The 21,859-nt window shown below is 72.8% G+C and carries 16 protein-coding genes; 9 read left to right on the top strand and 7 right to left on the bottom strand.

What is annotated here, in order from left to right; genetic code table 11:
• Positions 1–295 precede the first annotated feature (295 nt).
• The 4 genes from hutU to hutI are packed head-to-tail and all read left to right on the top strand — an operon-like array spanning position 296 to position 5,644.
• Positions 296–1,957: a urocanate hydratase gene (gene hutU, locus ACXR2U_RS21825; protein ID WP_458827202.1), complete on the top strand. Its 1,662-nt coding sequence runs from the start codon at positions 296–298 to the stop codon at positions 1,955–1,957.
• Positions 1,954–3,162, top strand: coding sequence for an allantoate amidohydrolase (locus ACXR2U_RS21830; protein WP_458827203.1), 1,209 nt, complete (start codon positions 1,954–1,956; stop codon positions 3,160–3,162). The genes hutU and ACXR2U_RS21830 overlap by 4 nt, the downstream gene beginning before the upstream one ends.
• Complete coding sequence (locus tag ACXR2U_RS21835; protein WP_458827204.1) at positions 3,159–4,502, top strand: formimidoylglutamate deiminase; 1,344 nt, start codon at positions 3,159–3,161, stop codon at positions 4,500–4,502. The genes ACXR2U_RS21830 and ACXR2U_RS21835 overlap by 4 nt, the downstream gene beginning before the upstream one ends.
• On the top strand, positions 4,499–5,644 hold the full coding sequence (gene hutI, locus ACXR2U_RS21840; RefSeq protein ID WP_458827205.1) for an imidazolonepropionase: 1,146 nt from the start codon (positions 4,499–4,501) through the stop codon (positions 5,642–5,644). Before ACXR2U_RS21835 ends, hutI begins: the two co-directional genes overlap by 4 nt.
• Positions 5,645–5,665: 21 nt before the next feature.
• On the opposite strand, the gene ACXR2U_RS21845 is transcribed toward hutI, so the two are convergent.
• Positions 5,666–6,766, bottom strand: coding sequence for an aminotransferase class I/II-fold pyridoxal phosphate-dependent enzyme (locus ACXR2U_RS21845; protein ID WP_458827216.1), 1,101 nt, complete (start codon positions 6,764–6,766; stop codon positions 5,666–5,668).
• Between the two features lie 84 nt (positions 6,767–6,850).
• On the bottom strand, positions 6,851–7,975 hold the full coding sequence (locus tag ACXR2U_RS21850; protein ID WP_458827206.1) for a glycoside hydrolase family 6 protein: 1,125 nt from the start codon (positions 7,973–7,975) through the stop codon (positions 6,851–6,853).
• A 78-nt stretch (positions 7,976–8,053) separates the two neighbouring features.
• Here ACXR2U_RS21850 and ACXR2U_RS21855 point away from each other — a divergent pair, with 78 nt between their 5' ends.
• A complete protein-coding gene (locus ACXR2U_RS21855) occupies positions 8,054–8,812 on the top strand; it encodes a VWA domain-containing protein (RefSeq protein ID WP_458827207.1) in 759 nt (252 codons plus the stop codon).
• Between the two features lie 22 nt (positions 8,813–8,834).
• Here the strand turns inward: ACXR2U_RS21855 and ACXR2U_RS21860 are convergent, their stop codons facing one another.
• From ACXR2U_RS21860 to ACXR2U_RS21870, 3 genes are all read right to left on the bottom strand, one after another.
• Positions 8,835–12,119 (bottom strand): GH92 family glycosyl hydrolase, encoded by a 3,285-nt coding sequence (locus ACXR2U_RS21860; RefSeq protein WP_458827208.1) that lies wholly within the window; start codon positions 12,117–12,119, stop codon positions 8,835–8,837.
• A 188-nt stretch (positions 12,120–12,307) separates the two neighbouring features.
• Complete coding sequence (locus ACXR2U_RS21865) at positions 12,308–13,276, bottom strand: zinc-binding alcohol dehydrogenase family protein (protein WP_458827217.1); 969 nt, start codon at positions 13,274–13,276, stop codon at positions 12,308–12,310.
• 5 nt (positions 13,277–13,281) lie between these two features.
• Positions 13,282–13,722 (bottom strand): MarR family winged helix-turn-helix transcriptional regulator, encoded by a 441-nt coding sequence (locus ACXR2U_RS21870; RefSeq protein ID WP_458827209.1) that lies wholly within the window; start codon positions 13,720–13,722, stop codon positions 13,282–13,284.
• A 130-nt stretch (positions 13,723–13,852) separates the two neighbouring features.
• On the opposite strand from ACXR2U_RS21870, the gene ACXR2U_RS21875 reads away from it, so the two are divergent.
• The gene (locus ACXR2U_RS21875) at positions 13,853–16,207 is read left to right on the top strand and encodes an ATP-binding cassette domain-containing protein (protein WP_458827210.1); all 2,355 of its coding nucleotides are present in this window, start codon (positions 13,853–13,855) and stop codon (positions 16,205–16,207) included.
• Between the two features lie 425 nt (positions 16,208–16,632).
• Here the strand turns inward: ACXR2U_RS21875 and ACXR2U_RS21880 are convergent, their stop codons facing one another.
• Positions 16,633–17,439 (bottom strand): class I SAM-dependent methyltransferase, encoded by an 807-nt coding sequence (locus ACXR2U_RS21880; RefSeq protein WP_458827211.1) that lies wholly within the window; start codon positions 17,437–17,439, stop codon positions 16,633–16,635.
• A gap of 144 nt (positions 17,440–17,583) precedes the next feature.
• Here ACXR2U_RS21880 and ACXR2U_RS21885 point away from each other — a divergent pair, with 144 nt between their 5' ends.
• Both ACXR2U_RS21885 and ACXR2U_RS21890 read left to right on the top strand, forming a co-directional pair.
• Positions 17,584–18,360 (top strand): nucleoside phosphorylase, encoded by a 777-nt coding sequence (locus tag ACXR2U_RS21885; protein ID WP_458827212.1) that lies wholly within the window; start codon positions 17,584–17,586, stop codon positions 18,358–18,360.
• The gene (locus ACXR2U_RS21890) at positions 18,357–19,544 is read left to right on the top strand and encodes a class I SAM-dependent methyltransferase (protein WP_458827213.1); all 1,188 of its coding nucleotides are present in this window, start codon (positions 18,357–18,359) and stop codon (positions 19,542–19,544) included. The genes ACXR2U_RS21885 and ACXR2U_RS21890 overlap by 4 nt, the downstream gene beginning before the upstream one ends.
• Here the strand turns inward: ACXR2U_RS21890 and ACXR2U_RS21895 are convergent.
• Entirely contained in the window at positions 19,528–21,390 is a 1,863-nt protein-coding gene (locus tag ACXR2U_RS21895) for a putative nucleotidyltransferase substrate binding domain-containing protein (RefSeq protein ID WP_458827214.1), read from the bottom strand. The two genes, ACXR2U_RS21890 and ACXR2U_RS21895, sit on opposite strands and share 17 nt — an antisense overlap.
• 91 nt (positions 21,391–21,481) lie before the next feature.
• On the opposite strand from ACXR2U_RS21895, the gene ACXR2U_RS21900 reads away from it, so the two are divergent.
• On the top strand, positions 21,482–21,859 hold a 378-nt coding region (locus tag ACXR2U_RS21900), incomplete at its 3' end, for a DUF5685 family protein (RefSeq protein WP_458827215.1).

Raw genomic sequence — 21,859 nt, forward strand, 5'->3', positions numbered from 1 at the left:
GACCATGACTACCGCGCCCGCCGACCTCGCCCCACCACCGGCTAGTCGATCATGACTGTCAGCGATGTCCCGACAGAAACCTGTCAGCGATGTCCCGACAGACCACAACCGACGAGATGGTGCAGTCTCCGAGCGGTCGCCGGGCACCGGCGATGCAGTCGGGAGGTCTCGATGCGAGCTCGACGGTTGAGGTCCGACGACCACTCGTGAGTGGATTTCCGCCCACTCGCCGGCGTGGCGATGTGGACGGTGACGGGCTGGGACCCGCCCCGGGCGCAATGCCAGAATCAGGCCCATGACGATCGGAGCCCGCCCCGTCCGTGCGCCCCGCGGCACGGAGATCTCCTGCCGCGGCTGGCAGCAGGAAGCCGCGCTGCGGATGCTGATGAACAACCTCGACCCCGAGAACGCCGAGCGCCCCGACGACCTGGTCGTCTACGGCGGCACCGGCAAGGCCGCGCGCGACTGGGCGAGCTTCGACGCCATCGTCCGGACCCTGCGCACGCTCGAGAACGACGAGACGATGCTGGTGCAGTCCGGCCGGCCGGTCGGCGTGATGAAGACCCACGAGTGGGCGCCGCGTGTGCTCATCGCCAACAGCAACCTCGTCGGCGACTGGGCGAACTGGCCCGAGTTCCGCCGGCTCGAGGCGCTCGGCCTCACGATGTACGGCCAGATGACGGCCGGGTCCTGGATCTACATCGGCACCCAGGGGATCCTGCAGGGCACGTTCGAGACGTTCGCGGCCGTCGCCGACAAGCGGTTCGGCGGCACGCTCGCCGGCACCATCACCCTCACCGGCGGCCTCGGCGGGATGGGCGGCGCCCAGCCGCTGGCCGTGACGATGAACGAGGGCGTCGCGATCTGCGTCGACGTCGACCCGGCCCGCATCTCGCGGCGCATCGAGCACCGCTACCTCGACACCCAGGCGGCGACCTGGCAGGACGCGCTGGCGCTCGCGGTCGAGGCCCGTGACGCCCGCAAGCCGTTGTCGATCGGGGTCTGCGCCAACGCGGCGACCGTGTTCGCGCAGATGCTCGCCCACGACGCGCCGATCGACATCGTCACCGACCAGACCTCGGCGCACGACCCGCTGAGCTACCTGCCGATCGGAGTCGAACTCGGCGACTGGCACGACTACGCGGAGAAGAAGCCCGAGGAGTTCACCGACCGGGCGCGGGTGTCGATGGCCCGCCAGGTCGAGGCCATGGTCGGGTTCATGGACAAGGGCGCCGAGGTCTTCGACTACGGCAACTCCATCCGCGGCGAGGCGCAACTCGCGGGTTACACCAAGGCGTTCCAGTTCCCGGGCTTCGTGCCGGCCTACATCCGCCCGCAGTTCGAGGAGGGCCGCGGCCCGTTCCGCTGGGCCGCGCTCTCGGGCGACCCCGCCGACATCGCCGCGACCGACGACGCGATGCTCGACCTGTTCCCCGACGACGAGAAGCTGCGCCGGTGGATCACCCAGGCCCGGGAGAAGGTCGCCTTCCAGGGGCTGCCGGCGCGGATCTGCTGGCTGGGCTACGGCGAGCGCGACAAGGCCGGGCTGCGGTTCAACGAGATGGTCGCCGACGGCCGACTCTCGGCCCCCATCGCCATCGGCCGCGACCACCTCGACTCCGGTTCGGTCGCCTCGCCCTACCGCGAGACCGAGGCGATGCTCGACGGCTCCGACGCCATCGCCGACTGGCCGTTGCTCAACGCGCTGGTCAACACGGCGTCGGGGGCGTCGTGGGTGTCGATCCACCACGGCGGTGGCGTCGGCATCGGCCGGTCCATCCACGCGGGGCAGGTCTCGATCGCCGACGGCACACCGCTGGCCGCGCAGAAGCTGGCGCGGGTGCTGTCGAACGACCCGGCCATGGGCGTCATCCGGCATGTCGACGCGGGCTACAAGAAGGCCGCGCAGGTCGCGGACGAGCGCGGGGTCCGCGTGCCCATGCGCGAAACCGAGTGACGCCGTCCGGCGGGCCGGACTCCTTCGACCGCCTGTGGGCCGAGCTCGAACCGGTCGGGCGTGACCCCGGCACCGGCGGCTACCGCCGCTACGCCTGGACGCCCGCCGACCTGACGCTGCGGGAGTGGTTCGTCGGTGCCGCCGAGGCCCGCGGTCTCGACGTCGAGACCGACCGCAACGGCAACCTCTGGGCCTGGTGGGGTGCGCCCGGCCCGGGCGCGACGGTGTTCGGCTCGCACCTGGACTCCGTGCCCGACGGCGGCGCGTTCGACGGCCCGCTCGGTGTCGTCTCGGCGTTCGCCGCGCTCGACGCCCTGCAGGCGGCCGGTGTCACCCCGACCCGGCCGGTCGCCCTGGCGGTGTTCACCGACGAGGAGGGCGCCCGCTTCGGTCTGCCCTGCCTGGGGTCGCGGCTCGCCACCGGCGCCTCGACGCCGGACGACGTCCTGGGCCGCCGCGACCGTGACGGCACCACGCTCGCCGAGGCGTTGCGGGCCGTCGGTCGCGATCCGGGCACCCTCGGGCCCGACCCGGAAACCCTCGGTCGCATCGGGTGTTTCGTCGAGCTGCACGTCGAGCAGGGCCGGGCCCTCGACGTCCCGGTGGGCGCGGCGTCGGCGATCATCCCGCACGGCCGCTGGCGGTTGGAGTTCACCGGCCGCGCCGACCACGCCGGCACCACCCGCCTGGTCGACCGCCGCGACCCGATGCTGCCGTACGCCAGCACGGTGCTCGCCGCCCGCGCCGCCGCCGAGACCCACGACGCCGTGGCCACCCTCGGCCGGATCGAATCGTTGCCGGGTGCCACGAACGCCGTGCCGTCGTCGGTGCGGGCGTGGCTCGACGCCCGGGCGGAGGCGGAGACGTCCGTCGACGCCGTCCTGGCCGAGGTCACCCGTGCCGCGCAGGAGGCGGGATCGTTGCACGGGGTCACGGTCGAGGTGGCCCAGGAGTCGCGGTCGCCGGCGGTGGAGTTCCCGCGCGCGGTCCTCGACTGGTTCGCCGGGGAGCTGGGCGAGCTTCCCGTCGTCCCGACCGGCGCCGGGCACGACGCCGGGGTCCTGGCGGGGGTCGTCCCGAGCGGGATGCTGTTCGTCCGCAACCCGACCGGGATCTCCCACTCGCCCAAGGAGCACGCCGAGCGCGCGGACTGCCTGGCCGGCGTCGACGCCCTGGCCACCCTCATGCGGTCGGCTGCCTCGTGACCTCGTTCTGGCTCGAACACGCGGTGCTCCCGACTGGCGCCGTGCGCTCGGGCGTCCTGGTCAGCACGTCCGACTCCGGGCCGACCATCGAACGGGTCGAGACCGGCTTCCCCGCGCCCCCGGCGGGGGTGTCGGTACTGCGCGGTCTCACGCTGCCGGGCCTGGCCAACGTCCACTCCCACGCCTTCCACCGCGCACTGCGAGCGCGTCTGCCCGACGGCCGCGGCACGTTCTGGACCTGGCGGACGGGCATGTACGAGATCGCCGCCCGGCTGACCCCCGCGACTTACCACGACCTCGCCCGCGCGGTGTTCGCCGAGATGGCCCTCACCGGCATCACCGCGGTGGGGGAGTTCCACTACGTCCACCACCAGCCGGACGGCACCCCGTACGCCGAGCCGAACGCCATGTCCGAGGCGCTCGTCGAGGCGGCGGCCGGGGCCGGCATCCGCATCACGCTGCTCGACACCTGCTACCTGCGGGGCGGGGCGCGGGAACCGTTGCAGGGTGCGCAGATCCGGTTCGGCGACGGCTCCGCCGAGGGCTGGGCGGAGCGGGCCGACCGGTTCGCGGCCGAGCTGCACCGCCCGCACGCCAAGGTCGGCGCCGCCATCCACTCGGTCCGCGCCGTCCCGGCCGCCGGGCTGCCGGTGGTCGCGGCGTGGGCGCGCCGCCACGACGCCCCGCTGCACATCCACCTGTCCGAGCAGCCGGCCGAGAACGAGGCGTGCCTGGCCGAGTACGGCTCGACGCCCACGGGGTTGCTGCACCAGACCGACGTCCTCGGCCGCCGTACCACCGCCGTCCACGCGACCCACCTCGTCCGCGAGGACATCGCGCTGCTCGGCGGGAGCGGCACCGGGGTGTGCCTGTGCCCGACCACCGAACGCGACCTCGCCGACGGCATCGGTCCCGGCGCGGCGCTCCAGGCCGCCGGCAGCCCGCTGTCGCTGGGTTCGGACAGTCACGCCGTCATCGACCTGTTCGAGGAGGCCCGGGCGGTCGAGACGGGGGAGCGGGTCGTCACCGGACAACGCGGGCACTTCACCCCACCGATGCTGTGGGCGGCAGCGAGTGCGAACGGCCACCGCGCCATCGGCTGGGACTCCGGGCGCATCGAGGCGGGCGCACGGGCCGACCTGGTGACCGTCGACCTGGACTCCCCGCGCACCGCGGGCTGCGGCGCCGACCTCGCCACCGCCGTCTACGCCGCCACCGCGGCCGACGTCACCGACGTCGTGGTCGACGGCCGCTTCGTGGTGCGGCACCGCGAACACGCGCTCGTGAAGGACGTCCCGGACGCCCTGCGCACCTCCATCGCCGCGGTGCGGACGCCGTGAGCAGCGTGCTGGTCACCGGCATCGGTGAGCTCACCACGAACGACGACGCGTCCCACGGTGACGCGGTGGTCCTCGACGGGTCGCGGGTGGCGTGGGTCGGACCGTCCGCGGCGGCGCCGGACTGCGACGCCGTCGTCGACGTCGAGGGCCGGGCCGTCCTGCCGGGGTTCGTCGACAGCCACGCCCACCTGATGTTCGCCGGTGACCGGGCCGCCGAGTTCGCGGCCCGGATGGCGGGGGAGACCTACACCGCCGGGGGGATCCGCACCACGGTCGCCGCCACCCGCGCCGCGTCCGACGACGCCCTGCTGACCCACGCCCGCGCGCTCCGCGAGGAGGCGAGACGGTCGGGCACCACCACGATGGAGATCAAGAGCGGCTACGGCCTCACCGTCGCCGACGAGTCCCGATCGTTGCAGCTGGCAACACAACTCACGGACGAGACCACGTTCCTCGGTGCGCACGTCGTCCCGCCGGAGTACGCGTCCGACCGCGCGGCGTACGTCGATCTCGTCGCCGGCGACATGCTGGTCGCCTGCGCCCCCCACGCCCGGTGGATCGACGTGTTCTGCGACCGCGGCGCCTTCGACGCCGACGAGACCCGCACGATCCTGCGAGCCGGGGTCGCGGCCGGGCTGACCCCGCGTCTGCACGGCAACCAGCTCGCACCCGGTCCCGGCGTCGCGGTCGCGGTCGAGTTCGACGCGGCGTCCGTCGACCACTGCGTGCACCTCGCGCCGGCCGACGTCGACGCCCTCGCCGGGTCGCGCACCGTGGCCTCGTTGGTCCCCGGCGCCGACTTCTCCACCCGCGGCCCCTGGCCCGACGCCCGCGCCCTCCTCGACGCCGGCGTCACCGTCGCGCTCGCGAGCGACTGCAACCCCGGGACGTCGTTCACCACCAACGTGCCGTTCTGCATCGCCCTGGCCGTGCGTGACCTGCACATGACCGTCGCCGAGGCGGTGTGGTCGGCCACCGCGGGCGGGGCCGCCGCGCTGCGACGCGACGACGTCGGCGTCGTGCGGCCCGGCGCCCGCGCCGACCTGTTGGTCCTCGACGCCCCCAGCGCCGCCCACCTCGCCTACCGCCCAGGTGTGCCCCTCACCTGGGCGCTCTGGGAGTCCGGCACCCGCGTCGTCTGACCGCGGGCCGCCGGAACCAACTCACGCGAGGTACCGCCCCAGCACGTCGACGGCCTCGGCCAGCACCCCGCCGTCACCCGCGAAACACATCCGGATCCAGCGGCCGCCGTCGACCAGGTCGAAGTCCACGCCGGGAGCGACGGCGACCCCTGTTGCATCCAGCAACGATCCGGCCCAGGTCAGGGAGTCCGACGTCCACCGCGACACGTCGGCGTAGACGTAGAACGCGCCGTCGGCGGGCGCGAGCCGGTCGAGTCCGATCGCCGGCAGCCGTTCCAGCAGCATCGCGCGGTTCTCGGCGTACCGGGCCACGTTGGCTTCGAGCTCGGGAACCGCTGCGGGGGACAACGCTCCGAGCGCGGCGTACTGCGACAGCGCCGGCGGACAGATGGTGGCGTTGGCGGCGAGGGTGTCGACCGGGCCACGCAGTTCGTCGGGCAGCAGCAACCAGCCGATGCGCCACCCGGTCATCGAGAAGTACTTCGAGAACGAGTTCATGACGATCGGGGTCCGCGACGTCTCCCACGCGGTCGACGCCCTCGGGCCGTACCCGATGCCGTGGTAGATCTCGTCGCTGACCAGGCGCACGTCGTGGGCGTCGCACCACCGCACGATCTCGGCGAGCGAATCCGGCGTGACCATCGTCCCGGTCGGGTTGGCCGGACTCGCCACCACCAGCCCGGCGGGCGGCTCCGGCAGCGCCTCGAGGTCGGCGACCGTCAGCCGGGCGTCCGGTCGCAGCGGCACCTCGACGACCTCACACCCCAGCGCCAGCAGCACGTTCCGGTAGGCCGGGTAGCCCGGCCGGGTCAGCACCACGGAGTCATCGGCGTCGAAGGCGGCGAGGAACGCCACGGTGAGCCCGCCCGACGAGCCCGTCGTGACCGCCACCGCCTCCGGCGTGACCTCCACGCCGTACACCTGCCCGTACCGCATCGCGATCGCCTCACGCAGCGCCGGGAGCCCGAGGGCGCCGGTGTAGCCGAGCCGGTCGGCGCCGAGGGCGAGCGCCGCGGCCTCCCGTGCGGGCAGCGGTGCCGGGGTCGAGGGTTGCCCCGCGGACAGGTCGTAGACCGGCAGCCCGTCGGCCCGACGCGCCTCGGCCGCCGCGAAGACCCGCATGACGTGGAAGGGCGCGACGTCGCTGCGCGCGCTGACGCGCCGGGTGCTCACCGAGCGACTGTCCCAGACGTGCGGGAGGGCGGGTCAGCTCGCCTGGTCGTAGGCCACCTGCGGCAGGAACTGCCCCCCGTAGCTGCCCGGACCGTTGCCGCAGTTGCCGTCGGACGTCCCCGGCTGCTTGATCCAGAGGTTCGCGTCCCGGCCGTCCGCACCGTTCGCGAGCCCGGGCGTGAACCCGATCTTGCGCGCGGACGGGTTGCACCACGTGTAGTCCCACGAGGGGTTGCCGTTGCGCGAGGTGTCCACGACGTAGTGCGCGTCGGACACGCCGAGCGACGCCAGGGCGGACCGGATCCCGCCTGCCCAGGCGGTGATCGGCCCTTCCGGTCCGAACGAACTCACGTCGACCGCGAACCCCGCGGCCTTCGCCACACCGGCCGCCCGCAGCAGTTGCGCCATCCGCTGCGGCGTGACCGACTGCGACGACGTCCCGGCCTCGAGGTAGACGTAGGAGCGGGGAGCGTGGGCGCGGAAGGAGTCGACGACGTAGTTCAACAGCGCCATCCGGTCGGTGTACGCCTGCGTGCCGGGCGGGGTCTGGCGGTCGACGAACCACAACGCGTCGGGCTCGACCACCACCACCGCGCGGGTCGAGCCGAGGGTCGTCACCACCCGGTCGATGAACGAGCGGTACTGCGCCGGGGTGACGTCCGTGGGGCCGGTGAGACCGTCGTTGCGCCCCGGGATGTTGTAGAGCGTCAACGTGAGCGTGCCGTCGTTCCGCTGCGCCTGCGACACCGCGTACGACAGGTTGCCGTAGCTCTCGTCGCCGGTCAGCCAGAGGGCCGAGGCCTTGGTGGCGATGCGGTCGCGGATGACCGGCATCCGCGCGTCACCGGGGTTGCGCGCCACCCAGGTCGACGCCTCGGTCGGCAACACGGTGAAGCCGCCCGCTCCGAGCTGGATCCGCGAACTGCCACCAGCGGGAGGGGTGGCGGGAGGACTGGTGGGAGGGGTGACCTCCGGGAAGGCGATGCTCCCCGTCGGGACGCTCGTGGACGGGTCGTCGGCACCCGACGACGACGGCGCGGCGATCGCGATGCCTGCAGCCGCCGCGGCGGCGACGACCACCACGGCAGCGGCGCCACCGGTGAGTGCCCACCGGCGGTGCCGGCGACGCGCGGCGGCGGTCGGAGGGCGCCGGGACATGCCCCGAAGGTACGGGGCGATCGCCGCCCGCGCAGTGCGACCACGAGCGTGTTCCCGGGCTGGCTAGGGTGGTCCGGCGTGACGGTCTCCCTCGAGAAGCGCACCGAGAGTGCACAGGAATCGCTGGTCAGCCTGCTGAAGAAGGAGCAGGCCAGGGGCATCGACCTGGGCGAACTCACGGCCCAGGTCGAGATCGCGATCGACTTCTCCGGCAGCATGCGGCCGCGGTTCAAGCCCGCGCCCGACGGCGGCCCCAGCGAGGTGCAGACCGTCGTCGAGCGCGCGTTGGCGCTGTCGCTGTCGGGCCTCGACGACGACGGCGTGGTGCCGGTGCACTTCTTCCACGCCGGGCCGTTCCCGCCGGTGCTCGTGGACCGCGACAACCACCGCGGTGTCGTCGACGCCTGGGCCGAGGGCAAGAAGATGGGCGCGACCAACTACGCCCCGCCGATCCAGGCCATCCTCGACGGCGGCGCGAAGAAGAAGCGTGGGCTGTTCGGACGCAAGGGCGTCGACCTCGAGGCCGAGAAGGACGCGCCCCCGAAGCTGGTGTTGTTCGTGACCGACGGCGCCCCGGCGGACAAGTCGCTGACCACCAAACTGGTGCTCGAGTCCGCGTCGCGCCCGGTGTTCTGGCAGTTCATCGGCCTGGGCTACAAGCCGGACTTCATGGCCAAGCTCGACACGATGGGCAACCGGGTCGTCGACAACGTCGGGCTGGTCGAGTACTCCGACACCCTGGCCATGACCGACACGGAGTTCTTCGACGCCGTGATCGGCGAGTTCTTCACCTCCTGGCTGCCGGAGGCGCGACGGCTCGGGATCACCCGCCGCTAGCGGGCGATCCCGAGCCGGGTCGCTACTTCACCGCGACGGCGAACACGTGGAACTGCCCGCTGCTCACGGTGTCGGGCAGGGTCACACTGCTCACCGTCTTGCCGGCCGTGAGGTCGGCGGTCGCGGCGAAGACGAACGTGTCCACGGTCTGCTTGTCACCGTTCGTGGTGTCGCGGTAGGGCGTCTGGGCCACGATGCCGTTGCCGTACGAGGGATCGTGAGCCCCCGCACCGAGCGTCCAGTCCGACAACCCCAACGTGACCGTGGAGGTCGAGCCGTCGGTGTAGGTCACCGTCGCCTGGCCCTGCGCCCCCGGATCGGCGTTGCTCGCCGAGCCGAGGATGCCGACCTTGGTCGCGCCGGCCACCGCGACGAGCGGGATGGTCTGCCCGCCCGCCTCGATGTTGTCCAGATCGCCCGGCGCGGTGGCGGGCCAGGTGAAGTCGACCCCCTGCGCGCTGACGGTGTCGCCCGGGTGCACGCCCGCGGCGGCCAGCGCCTGCTGCGAGTACGCCCAGCCGTCACCGTCGAAGTCGGCCTGGCCCGACGCGCCGTCCGACGCGATACCGGCGTTGTTGTAGAACGGCCAGAGCTCACCGGGCTTCGCGACGTCGATCTCCACGACCACGTCCGGCAGGTCGGTGCCGTCGGCGGTCTGGAACGAGATCGTCACCAGGTAGCGCCCCTCGTCCTGCGGGGCGGTGAAGCCGATCTGCTGGGTGCCGTCGTGCTTCGGGGTCGACTGGATCGTGCCGTTCGTGACCCCGCCGCCGACGCCTGACGCCGGGTGGGCGGTCCAGGTGACCTGCTGCGTGCCGGACAGGCTGCGGGCCCCGACCGTCACGTCGACGTCGCCGCCGGGCGTCGTGATCGCCGACGACTCGGTCGTGTAGCCCAGCGCCGGGAGCAGACCCGCGGTGTCCGACGGCGGTGCGTCGGACGCCTTGCCGGCCCAGGTCGTGTTCGGCGTCGTACCGAGCTGGAACGCGAGGGCACCGCCCTGGCTGACCACGCTCGGCTTGAGGTAGGCGTGCGTCCACGACGACCCGTTGAGCGTCGCCGACTGCACGTACGGGGCGTCGGTCGCCGCGCCGTCGCCCGTGATCGTGAGGCTCCCGCCGCTCGGCAGGTGCACCAGCGCGGCGGGGAAGACCGGGCTACCGAGCGCGAGGTCGGCGGTGCCGGGCGTCTCCGGGTAGAACCCCAGGGCCGAGAAGACGTACCAGGCACTCATGGTGCCGAGGTCGTCGTTGCCGGCGATGCCCGCCGGTGCGGCGGGGAAGATCTGCTGCTGGATGTCGCGCACCACCTTCTGGGTCCGGTACGGCGCGCCGACGTAGTCGTACTCCCACGGGATCTCGATGCTGGGCTCGTTGCCGAAGTCGGCGTTCGAGGAGTCCCCGTTGTGCAGCTTGGTCGTCAGGCCGTCGAGCTTGGCGATCCACGCGGCGTTGCCGCCGTCGGCGAGCGCCAGTCCCTTGACGTCGAACGGTTCCATCGGCGTGTACTGGTAGCTGTTGCCCTCGACGAACCCGTTCGAGGTCCCCGGCACGAAGCCCGGCACGAACTGCCCGTTCGCGAGCTTCGGCTGCAGGTAGCCCGACGCCGGGTTGAAGACGTTCTGCCAGTTGTTCGCGCGCGCCGCGAACGTGCTCGCGGTCGAACCGTTGCCCAGTGCAGCGGCGAAGGTGGAGATGGCGTGGTCGGCGGTGTTGTACTCCTGCTGGGTCGAGACCGCCCCGTAGAAGTTGCAGCAGCCGTACTGGCCGTCGTTCGGGATGTAACCCTTGCTCAGGTACTGCGCCAGCGCCGGTCGCACGTTGTTCGCCACCTGCGCCTCGCGCACCATGGCCTTCAGGGCCTTCGCCGTGTCGAAGTCACGGGCGCCGAACGCGTAGGCGTCGGCGATGATGGGATCGGCCGGGTCGCCGACCATCACGTAGCTCTCCCCGTTGTTCAGCGCCCACTTCGGCAGCTGCCCGGTCTGGTCGTACTGGTCGAGCATCGAACGGATCGAGTCGCTCGTCTGCTGCGGGGCGACCATCGCGGCGAGCTGCACCTGGCTGCGGTAGATGTCCCAGCCGGAGTAGTTGCCGTACTCGACGTGGCCCGCGGCGGCGGTGTGGGTCTGGCCGTCGAACCCCGCGTACCGACCGTTGCTGTCGCTCACGACGTTCGGGTGCAGCAACGCGTGGTAGAGCGCCGTGTAGAAGATCTGCTGGTCCACCTGCTTCCCGCCGCCGACCTGGATCTTCGCCAGCTGCGCCTTCCACGCCTTGTGGGCGGCGGTGGCGACGCTGTCGAAGTTCCAGCCGGGGTTCTCCGCCGTGCGGTTGCCCTTGGCGCCCGCCGCGCTGACGTAGGAGATGCCGACCTTGGCCTGCAGCGGCGTCGTGGACGCGGCGAAGGACGCGTACGCACCGCTGGCACCCGTGACCGGCGGCTGCGCCGCCTTGGACACGGAAGCGCCGGCCGTCGGGTGGACCCGCGGGGTCGCCGTGCCGTCCGACTGCTCGGTGCGGGTGGCGGTCGACGGCGTGAACCGACCGGTGACGTCCTGCTCACGCTTCCCGGCTGCGACGTTCGCGCCGCCCTGCCAGGTGCCCGAGGCGGACATCGCCCGGTCGAAGGTGATGTCGAAGAACAGGGTGTAGACGTCGCTCGCGCCGCAGAAGTGGCCGCTGGTGACCGAACCGGTGATCTCGGTCGAGGAGACGAACTGCACGTGGGTGGCGTCGGTTCCGGCCGCGCTGTCCGAGAGCTTGAGCAACAGGTTCTGCTGCTGGCCCGCGGGGTAGCTGATGCGGGCCATCCCGCTGCGCGTCGTGGTGGTGAGCGCGGTCGTGACGCCCCCGCCGGTGAGCTGGTACCTCCCCGCCGTCGCCTGCTCCTTCGTGTGGTCCAGGGGGAGGGTCGCGGCGTCCGGGTTCGCGGGCACGGCGCCCGCGACCGGGAGCAGCGGGACGTCACCCGCCGCGGGGCAACCGGGCCCGCTGATGTGGGTCAGGCTGAAGCCGGTCACCGCGTCGTCGTCGTACTCGTAGCCACCGCCGGCCGGGCGGCTCGGCGTGTCCGGGCTGAACTGGACCATGCCGAACGGCACGTCCGCACCGGGGAAGTCGTCGACCGCACCGGAGGTCCCGATGATCGGGTTGACGAGGTTCGCGGGGTCCGCGACGTAGACGGGCGCGGCGCCGGCGGGGCCGGCGGCCGCGAGCGTGGCCGCGACGACCGCCACGACGGACGTGGGGACGAGGGCCAGGGCCGCGGTGCGGCGTCGGGCGGGGGGCAGGTGGAACGGGGGCATCGACGACCTTCCGACGACGGTCCGCCACCGTCTCCATGACAGCGCTGTCAACCGTGGACCCGGACGTTGCCACCGCCGAGGTCAGGGGTCCACGGGGCCGCCCTGGCATGAAGCTGACGCTGCAGGTTCGTGCCGTTTCGCCCGTGTTCGTAGGGGTTTCGACCGCCGTTCGGGTCGGGTCAGGGCGCTCAGCGGGTCGTGACGACGAGCTTGCCGGTGGCCCGACCCTCGTCCATGACCCGGCTGGCCTCGACGATCTCGTCGAACCGGTAGACGTGGTCGATCGGCACCGACGCCGAGCCGGCGGCCACGCCGTCCAGGAAGTCCTGCAGCACGTCGGGCGGCAGGTCCGACGCGTCGCCGCCGTAGGACGTCAGCCGCACCCCGTTGGGGATCGAGCCGGGGTAGAAGTCCGGGATGGTCCAGACGTCCGAGAGCGACCCGGTGAAGCACACCGTGCCGTGCACGCCGGTGGCGGCGAGGGTGTCGGGCAGGGTGGGCGTCCCGACCAGTTCCAGGGCGGCGTCCACGCCGTCCGGTCGCAGGGCCCGCACCCGCGCGGCCACGGCGCCGTCGTCCACCACCACCTCGTCGACGCCGGCGTCGCGCAGGACCCGGGCCCGGTCGGGGTTGCGGGTCGTGGCGAACACGGTGAGCCCGCGTCGTTTCGCGAGGCCCGCGGTGGTCAGACCGATCGAGGATGTACCGCCGCGGATGAGCAGGGTCTGACCGGCACGGACGTCGAGCCCGACTGTGAGCGACCCGTGGCAGGTCTGCAGCATCTCGGGGACGGCACCGATCGTGCTCCACGGCAGCTCGCTGTGGAAGGCGATGACCTGCGACGCGGGCACGCAGGTGTACTCGGCCCAGCCGCCGTCGAACCGGCGGCCCATCCCGCCCATCATGGCCACGACCTGCTGACCCTCGGCGAACTCACCACCGGGGCACTGCGCAACGGTTCCGACCGCTTCGATGCCGAGCACGCGCGGGAAGGTGACCTCGGCGGCCAGGCCACGCCGGGTCTGCAGCTCGCTGCGGTTGAGACCGAACGCCTCGACACGCACGAGCACCCACCCGGGTTGCGGGGTGGGGACGGGCAGGTCGCGGATCGTGAGTGCCTCGACGGGCCCGGGGGCGTCGAGGACGACGGCGCGCATGGTCGTCACCGGGTGTCCTCCTGCTGGTGGGCGGCGCGCAGCGTCGCCAGGGTCTGGGTGAACCGCTCGAGAGCGGTGGGGGAGAGGGGATCGGCCAGGCGGCGACGCAGTTCGTCGTCGAACGTCTCGCCCGCACGGGAGAACACACGGCGTCCGGCCGTGGTCAACTCGACGATCGACGACCGGCCGTCGCCCGGGTGGGCGCGGCGCCGGCAGTGCCCGGCCGCCTCGACCCGGTCGGTGACCTTGCTGGCCGCGCCGATCGAGATGGCCAGGGCATCGGCGATGTCCTGGACCCGGCAGTCCGGTGTCCGGTCGATGACGGCCATGGTCTCGAAACGACCGAGGGTCAGATCGTGCTCAGCACGAAGGCGCGCGTCGATGCCGTTGTAGAACTCGGTCTCGAACCGGACGAGCCGGTCGAACACCAGCCGCAGACCGGTCACGTCCCTCCTCGATGTGCATTCCACGGAATGGTTCTGACCGGACCGACGGTAGCACGGACTCCATTCCAGGGAATGGAAGCTCGGGTTCATCCGATCCCCACAGGTGCCCGCCCCGTGGCACCATGCCCCCGTGACCCGCGACGCCGACCGTCACGACCTCATCCGTGTGGTCGGGGCGCGAGAGAACAACCTGCGCAACGTGAGCATCGAGTTGCCCAAGCGGCGGCTCACGGTGTTCACCGGTGTCTCGGGCTCCGGCAAGAGCTCGCTGGTGTTCAGCACCATCGCCGCGGAGTCGCAGCGACTGATCAACGAGACCTACAGCGCCTTCCTGCAGGGCTTCATGCCCACGCTCGCGCGGCCCGAGGTCGACGTGCTCGAGGGCCTCACCACCGCCATCATCGTCGACCAGCAACGGATCGGATCCGATCCGCGCTCGACGGTCGGGACCGCCACCGACGCCAACGCGATGCTGCGGATCCTGTTCAGTCGGCTGGCGGAGCCCCACATCGGCTCGCCGCAGGCGTACTCGTTCAACGTCGCCTCCATCAGCGGCGCGGGTGCGGTGACCGTGCAGAGGCACGGGCAGCAGGTGAAGGAGCGTCGCAGCTTCAGCGTGACGGGCGGGATGTGCCCACGCTGCGAGGGTCGCGGCGCGGTCAACGACATCGACCTCACCGCGCTCTACGACGCCGACAAGTCGCTGGACGACGGCCCCTTCAAGGTGCCGGGTTACACGATGGACGGCTGGTACGGCCGCATCTTCAAGGGGTCCGGGTACTTCGACACCGCGAAGCCCATCGCGAAGTACACGCGACGCGAGCTGAACGACCTCCTCTACAAGGACGCGACCAAGATCAAGGTCGACGGCATCAACCTGACGTACGAGGGCCTGATCCCGAAGATCCAGCGGTCGATGCTGTCCAAGGACGTCGACTCGTTGCAGCCGCACGTCCGTGCGTTCGTCGAGCGGGCCGTGACCTTCCAGACCTGCCCCGAGTGCCACGGCACCCGACTCTCGGAAGCCGCCCGGTCCTCGACCATCGGTGGGGTCAGCATCGCCGACGCCTGCGCCCTGCAGATCACCGACCTCGCCGCGTGGGTGGGCGGGCTGTCCGAACCGTCGGTGGCGCCGCTGCTGGCCGCGTTGCGCGACACCCTCGAGGCGTTCGTGCAGATCGGGTTGGGGTACCTGTCGCTCGACCGGCCGGCGGGCACGCTGTCCGGAGGCGAGGCCCAACGCACGAAGATGATCCGGCACCTCGGGTCGGCGCTGACCGACGTCACCTACGTGTTCGACGAACCGACGGTCGGCCTGCACCCACACGACATCGCCCGGATGAACGAGTTGCTGCTCCAACTGCGCGACAAGGGCAACACCGTGCTCGTCGTCGAACACAAGCCGGAGGCGATCGCGATCGCCGACCACGTCGTGGACCTGGGGCCCGGTGCCGGGACCGCCGGCGGCACCGTGTGTTTCGAGGGCACCGTGGGCCAGCTGCGCCGCAGTGGCACGGTGACCGGCCGGCACCTGGACGACCGCGCCACGCTCAAGGACACGGTGCGCGAACCCACCGGTGTGCTCGAGGTCCGGAAGGCGTCGGAGAACAACCTGCGCGACGTCGACGTCGACATCCCGCTCGGTGTGCTCGTCGTGCTCACCGGCGTGGCCGGCTCGGGCAAGAGCTCGCTGGTGCGCGGGTCGGTGTCGTCGCGTGAGGGCGTCGTGACCGTCGACCAGAGCCCCATCCGAGGCTCACGGCGCAGCAATCCCGCGACGTACACGGGGTTGTTGGACCCGATCCGGAAGGCGTTCGCCAAGGCCAACGGGGTCAAGCCCGCCCTGTTCAGCGCCAACTCCGAAGGCGCCTGCCCGAACTGCAACGGCGCCGGGGTCGTGTTCACCGACCTCGCCATGATGGCGGGCGTCGCCACGACGTGCGAGGTCTGCGAGGGCAAGCGGTTCTCGGCCGACGTCCTCGAGTACACCTTCGGCGGGCGGGACATCAGCGAGGTGCTCGCGATGCCCGCATCCGAGGCCGTGGAGTTCTTCGCGGCGGGCGAGGCCCGGACTCCCGCCGCCCACGCGATCCTGCGCCGCGTCGTCGACGTCGGCCTGGGCTACCTGACCATCGGCCAACCGCTCACCACGTTGTCGGGCGGGGAGCGGCAGCGCCTGAAGCTGGCCTCGGAGATGGGGGAGAAGGGCACGGTCTTCGTGCTCGACGAGCCCACCACCGGTCTGCACCTCGCCGACGTCGGCACCCTGCTCGCGTTGCTCGACCGCCTCGTCGACTCCGGGACCTCGGTGATCGTCATCGAGCACCACCAGGCCGTCATGGCGCACGCCGACTGGATCATCGACCTCGGACCGGGCGCCGGCCACGACGGTGGTCAGGTGGTCTTCCAGGGGCGGCCCGCGGAGCTGGTCGCGGCACGGTCGACCCTCACCGGCGAGCACCTCGCGGCGTACGTCTCACCCTGACGCCGCAACGGCGTGCCCTCCGAGCGGCCGTCGCACTCCCGCCCGTCCGCACGTCATGTCAGGTCGCGGCTCTCCACCCGCGACATCCGGCGTCGGGGGCGCCCCCGGCGACCTGAGCCTCTCGAGGGCGGGAGACGAGTCAGGGGTCCGTCGTCGCCGCCGAGACACGGGAGCGCCGGGAGACCCCGGAAGGCCTCCGCCGGTTCGCATCACCCGTCAGGGGCGGCTGGTCAGACCCAGGCCGATCGCAGCCACGGAGGAGCAGGGACGCGAGCGGTTCGAACGGCAGCGTCACGTGTGGTTCTCCGCCCCTCCAGGAACGGATACCCAACGCCGATAATCGACATTATGTCAGGTGGCGTTCGCGAGGGCGGGTGGAGCGAGCGCCGGATGAGTCTCCCCTGACCGCGCCGACCACCGACCCCTCAGCCGCGCCGACCCCGCGCCGTCACGGCGAAGTTGGTCTGCAGACCGGCACGCTCACCGAGGGCCTGGAAGGTCGGGCTCGGGGTCGACCAGTAACGCCAGAGTTCGACGTCGGGGAAGTCCTCGCGCAGTTGGGCGGTGAGGCTCACGTGGTCGACGCCGTCGCGCAGGACGTGGTACTCGACCATGTCCGACTCCTGCGTCTCGTCGACGCCGCGGCGGGTGCGCCGCAGCAGGTTCCGGGCGGCCGCGAGCTGGCCCGGCTGCCCGAGCCGCCACGCGTAGTGGGCGCCCCACTGCAACCGGTGGGCCCAGGTGCCGACCTCGGAGTACAGCAGCGGGTCGGCGACCGAGAAGAACGTGCCGCCGGGCGCGGTGACGTCGGCCCACGTCCGGACCGCGGCGAGGTAGTCCGGGATGTGGTGCAGGACGGACGCTGCCACGACGAGGTCGAAGCGCTCCCCCAGCGCGGACGCGGCGTCGCCGTCGGGGTCGTGGACCACGCGAGCACGGGGGTTGGCCGCGTACCGCGCCTGCAGGTGCTCGGCGCTGGCGGCGCTCATCTCGGTGGCGGTCACCTCGGCGCCGAACGCCAGCAGGTGGTCGGTGAACGAGCCGTGACCCGCCCCGATCTCGAGCACGCGCGCACTGCCGGTGGCGGCGACCCGTTCGGCCACCAGTCCCCGCAGGCGCCGGACGATCTCCGAGCGCAACTGCGGGTGGGTGAGGTGCGGCGACCCGATGTCGTAGTCGTGGTCCTCGCCGTGCGCCTGGTCCTGGAACCGACTCATCTCGGCGACCGTCACGTCCGTACCTCTTCCGTCCGGGGGATCTCGCTGGAGGGAGGGCGGTCCTGCACGAACCGCCCACACTTCACAACGACCACACGCCGTGCGGGTTGCGCTCGAGTTCCGGAGACTGCCGTGCGACTGGGGTGGCAGGCTCCCGGCGTGACGTCCGCCGACCTGCCCCTGCTCGAGGACGACCTCGACTCCCCCGGCGTCCTGACGCCCGAGCGGGTCGTCCCCCGCGGCGTCGACCTCCCCGCCACGGTCGTGCTGTGCTGGTTCCACGAGGTGGTCGCTGCCCTCGCCGACACCCACGGGGCGACCCACCTGACCGAGTTGGTCAGCGAGAACGGCCGTACGACGGTCTGGACCCTCGAGCACCGCGGCCACCGCGTCGCCGTCGTCAACCCCGGGGTGGGCGCGCCGATGGCCGCCATCACGCTGGAGGAACTCGTGGCCCTCGGCGCCCGTGACGTGGTCGCGTGCGGCGGCGCGGGTGCGCTGCTGCCGGATCTGGTCCTCGGCCACGCCGTGGTCGTCGACTCGGCCGTGCGGGACGAGGGAACCTCCCTGCACTACCTCGCACCCGGACGCGTCGTCGACGCGGACCCCGACGTCGTCACGACGTTGGTGAGCACCCTCGAGGACGCCGGTGTGGCCCACCTCGTCGGCCGGAGCTGGACCACCGACGCCCTGTTCCGCGAGACACGGGCCCGCACCGCCCGCCGCGTCGCCGAGGCCTGCGTGACGGTCGAGATGGAGGCGTCGGCGCTCATCGCGATCGCCCGGGTCCGGGGCGTGCGGTACGGGCACCTGCTCATGGCGGGCGACTCCCTCGCCGGCGACGACTGGGACCACCGGGGGTGGACGACGGCCGGTGGGGCGCGGGCCGCCCTGTTCGACATCGCGCTGGACGCCGCGGTGAGGATGGCACCGTGACCAGCCACCCGACCGTCCGCGCGCGCCTGCAGGACGCCGTCGCCGCCGCGATGGAGACCCGTGACCGGGCGGCCCTCGCCGTCTACCGGTCCGCGCTGGCCGCGCTCGACAACGCGGGTGCCGTCGGAGCGGGCGACGTCCGGGCGGGCGCTCTCGAGGCCTCCGTGGTGGGCGCGGGCGCCGCGGAGGTCGACCGCCACGAGATCGGTGAGGACGACGCCGTCGCGCTCGTCGCGGCCGAGGCCGACGACCGGCGCCGGGCGGCCGATGCGGTCGCCGCCCGTAACCCCGACGCCGCCGACCGCCTGCGCGCCGAGGCCGGCCTGCTCGACGCCCTGCTCGGCCGACCCGCGCCCGAGGGCTGGGACGACGAACGTGCCGCCGAGTGGGTCGCCGAAGAGGCCACGTTCGACCGGTTGTTCACGGCGTTCACCACGGCCGTCCTCGACGCGGCCGGCATCCGCCCCGGGGCGCGGGTCCTCGACGTCGGCTGTGGCACCGGAACGTTGCTCGCTGCAGCGGTCGAGTCCGGCGCCGCTACGACCGGGGTCGACATCGCGCCCGCGATGGTCGCGGCCGCGCAGCAACGGGTGTCGAGTGCAACGGTTGTGGCCACCGACGCCCAGACCGCGGACCTCGCCGCCCCCTCCCTCGGCGGACCTTTCGACGTCGTCGTGTCCCGCCTCGGGGTCATGTTCTTCCCGGACCCGGTCGCGGCGTTCGCCAACATCCGCACGGCCACCGCTCCCGGCGGCCGGCTCGCGTTCGTGTGCTGGCGCGGTCTGGCCGAGAACCCGATGTTCACGCTGGGTCAGCTCGCGTTGGCGGGTGGGCGGGCCGACGCCGTGCTCCCGGTCGAGGGCGTGCCCGGCCCGATGGGCTTCGCGGACCCCGACCGCGTCCGGGCGGTCCTCGCCGACGCCGGGTGGAGCGGTGTGGACGTGGCCGCGCTCGACGCCGTCGCCGACCAGAGCACGCCCGACAGTGACGGCGTGGAGGAACGGCTGCGGGTCATCATGGCCACCTCCAGCGGCCGGACCGCGCGCACGTTGCTCGAACCCGAACTCGGGCCGCAGGGGTGGGCGGCGCGCCTGGACGAGGTGCGGGCCGACCTGCGCTCCCACGTGGTCGACGGCGCCCTGCGTTTCCCCCTCGCCGCCTGGCTGGTCACGGCGCGGGCGTGACGCCCGCGCTCCAGAGGCTCGGTGGCGTCGTCTCGACCAGCGCTCCGATGCGTCGTTGCGCCTCGGCGATCTCCCGGACCGCCTGCGCGAGCACACTGCGGTCGATCGGCGACACCTCGGCCAACGTGAACACGTCGGTGGCGCGTCGGCCCCGGCGCAGTTGGACCACCTGGTAGCGCAGGCGCAGCGCCTGCAGCACTGCGAACGCCTCGACGAGGGTGTCGGCCTGGTCCGTGGTGAGCAACGGTGATCCCCCGGCGGCCCGCAGCCGGTGGGTGGTCGACAGGTCCGTGCTGCCCACGGCGATCGCCGTCCACCGGGCGAGGTTCACGGCGGGCACCACGGCATTCGTCTTGACGTCGAAAGACTCCACCCGGCGTCCGAACACGTCGCGCAGCGAGCGCACCCGTGACCGGTGCGACAGCGACTCCTGCAGCAGGAGCCGCATCGCTCGTTCGTCGGCGCGCAGGTCCCGCACCAGCGCCGCGAGGGGCAGACGGCCGGCGTCACCGTGCACGGGGCGACTGTCGAGCAGGAGCGACAACATCGCGGCGTGGTGCGGCGCCTCCGGCGTGAGCCGCCACGAGTCGAGCGCGGTCCGCCAGGCCCCGGCGGTGCGGGCGAACCCGGCCGAGGACGCCGTCGCGCCGTGGTCGTCGACCGTGAACCCGCACGCCGCGAGCAGGTCGTGCACGGCGGCGAACGCCTCGCGGTACGCCGGGAACTCCTCCGGGTCGACGTCCCCGCCGAACACGACGGCCGATTCGACGTCGGAGCTCGGCACCGCCTCGCGGCGGCCGTTGCTGCCCAGCGACAGCCAGGTGAAGGCGTCCGGCGAGAGGCCGGGACGATCCGCGAACACCAGCGTCAACGCCCGCCGGACCGTGGTGTCGAGCGCCGCGGAGTGGACGGCCACGACCTTCTCGGGACCCATGCCGCGGGCGAGCAGATCGGCCAGCAGCGGGGGCAGCCCCGCCGTGTACGTCACCAGGTCCTCTGCGGTCTCCGCGCGCCGCACCTGTTCCTGCAGCGTGACGCCGGCCGCCGCGGGCGAGACCAGGAAGTCGCGCGGCTCGACCACGCCGCGGACCACGCCGGCGGGGTCGGTCACGAGCAGGTGGTCGGTCCCGGCCTCGAGCAGGCGCAGCAGGGCCTCGTCGGCCGACTCCCCCGTGACGGCCGTGGGGGCGACGCCGCTGACGACCGCACCCGCCGGGGTCGACGCCGGACGCCCCTCGACCAGCACCCGCCGTCGCAACAGCTCGTCGGTCACCAGGCCGTGGCCGCCGCCCGGCAGCGCCACGGCGGCGCACCCCACGCCGCCGGCGGTCATCCGGCGGGCGACCTCCGCCAGGGGGGTCTCCGCGGTGACGACGACCGGCGGGGTCACGACGAGGTCGTCGACCCGGCTGTACCGCGCGCCCACCGCGGCGCGGCGGCGGGCCGAGGACACGTGCTCGGCCACGAACGCCGCGCCCCGGCGTGAGGCCAGAGCGGGGGCCAGCAGGGGCGCGGGCACGGCGACGACGGTCGCCTCCCCCACCGCGACGGCGTACGGGCCCAGCGACGGCCCCGAGAGGACCGCCGCGGGACTGAACAGTCCACCGACGCCCACCCGCGAATCCGGGGGGCCGCCGCTGCGCTCGACGTCGTCCCACACGTCGACCTCGCCGCGCACGACGACGTAGACGTCCGACGCCGCCTTCCGCAGCCCGGTGGTGGCGACGTCACCGGCTCGCAGGTCCTCCACCCGGGCCGCGGCGACCACCGCCGCGAGATCGTCCGGGTCCAGCGCGTCGAACGGCGTGACACCGGCGAGGAAGCTCGCGAGGTCGGGGCCCGCCACGCCGTCATCCTGCCAGCGTCGGACGGCCGGAGGCGGGGTCCCCGAGCGGGAAGTCCTGACGCGCTCGTCCCACCTCTGAGAGGATGCGCCGGTGTTCGGGATGCTGCGGCCGTGTCGTCACCGGCTGCCGGGTGACCTGATCGACGCGTGGGTCGCGCACCTGTGCGGGTTGTGCCTCGCGCTGCGCGACGGCCACGGGCACGCGGCCCGGTTGGTCACCAACACCGACGCGGTCGCGATCTCCGCGCTCGTCGAGGCCCAGACCGGTACCGGCGGGGGTCGCAGGCGTGCCGCCGGCCCGTGCGCGCTGCGGGGCATGCGTCGGGCCTCCGTGGCCCAGGGCGAGGCCGCCGCGCTCGCCGCGACGGTGTCACTGACGTTGGCCGCGGCCAAGCTCGAGGACCACGTCGCCGACGGCGACACCTCGCACCCGCTGGTCGCTGCCGGCGCGCGCGCCGTCGCGGGGCGG

The organism is Jatrophihabitans sp. YIM 134969, assembly GCF_054456675.1.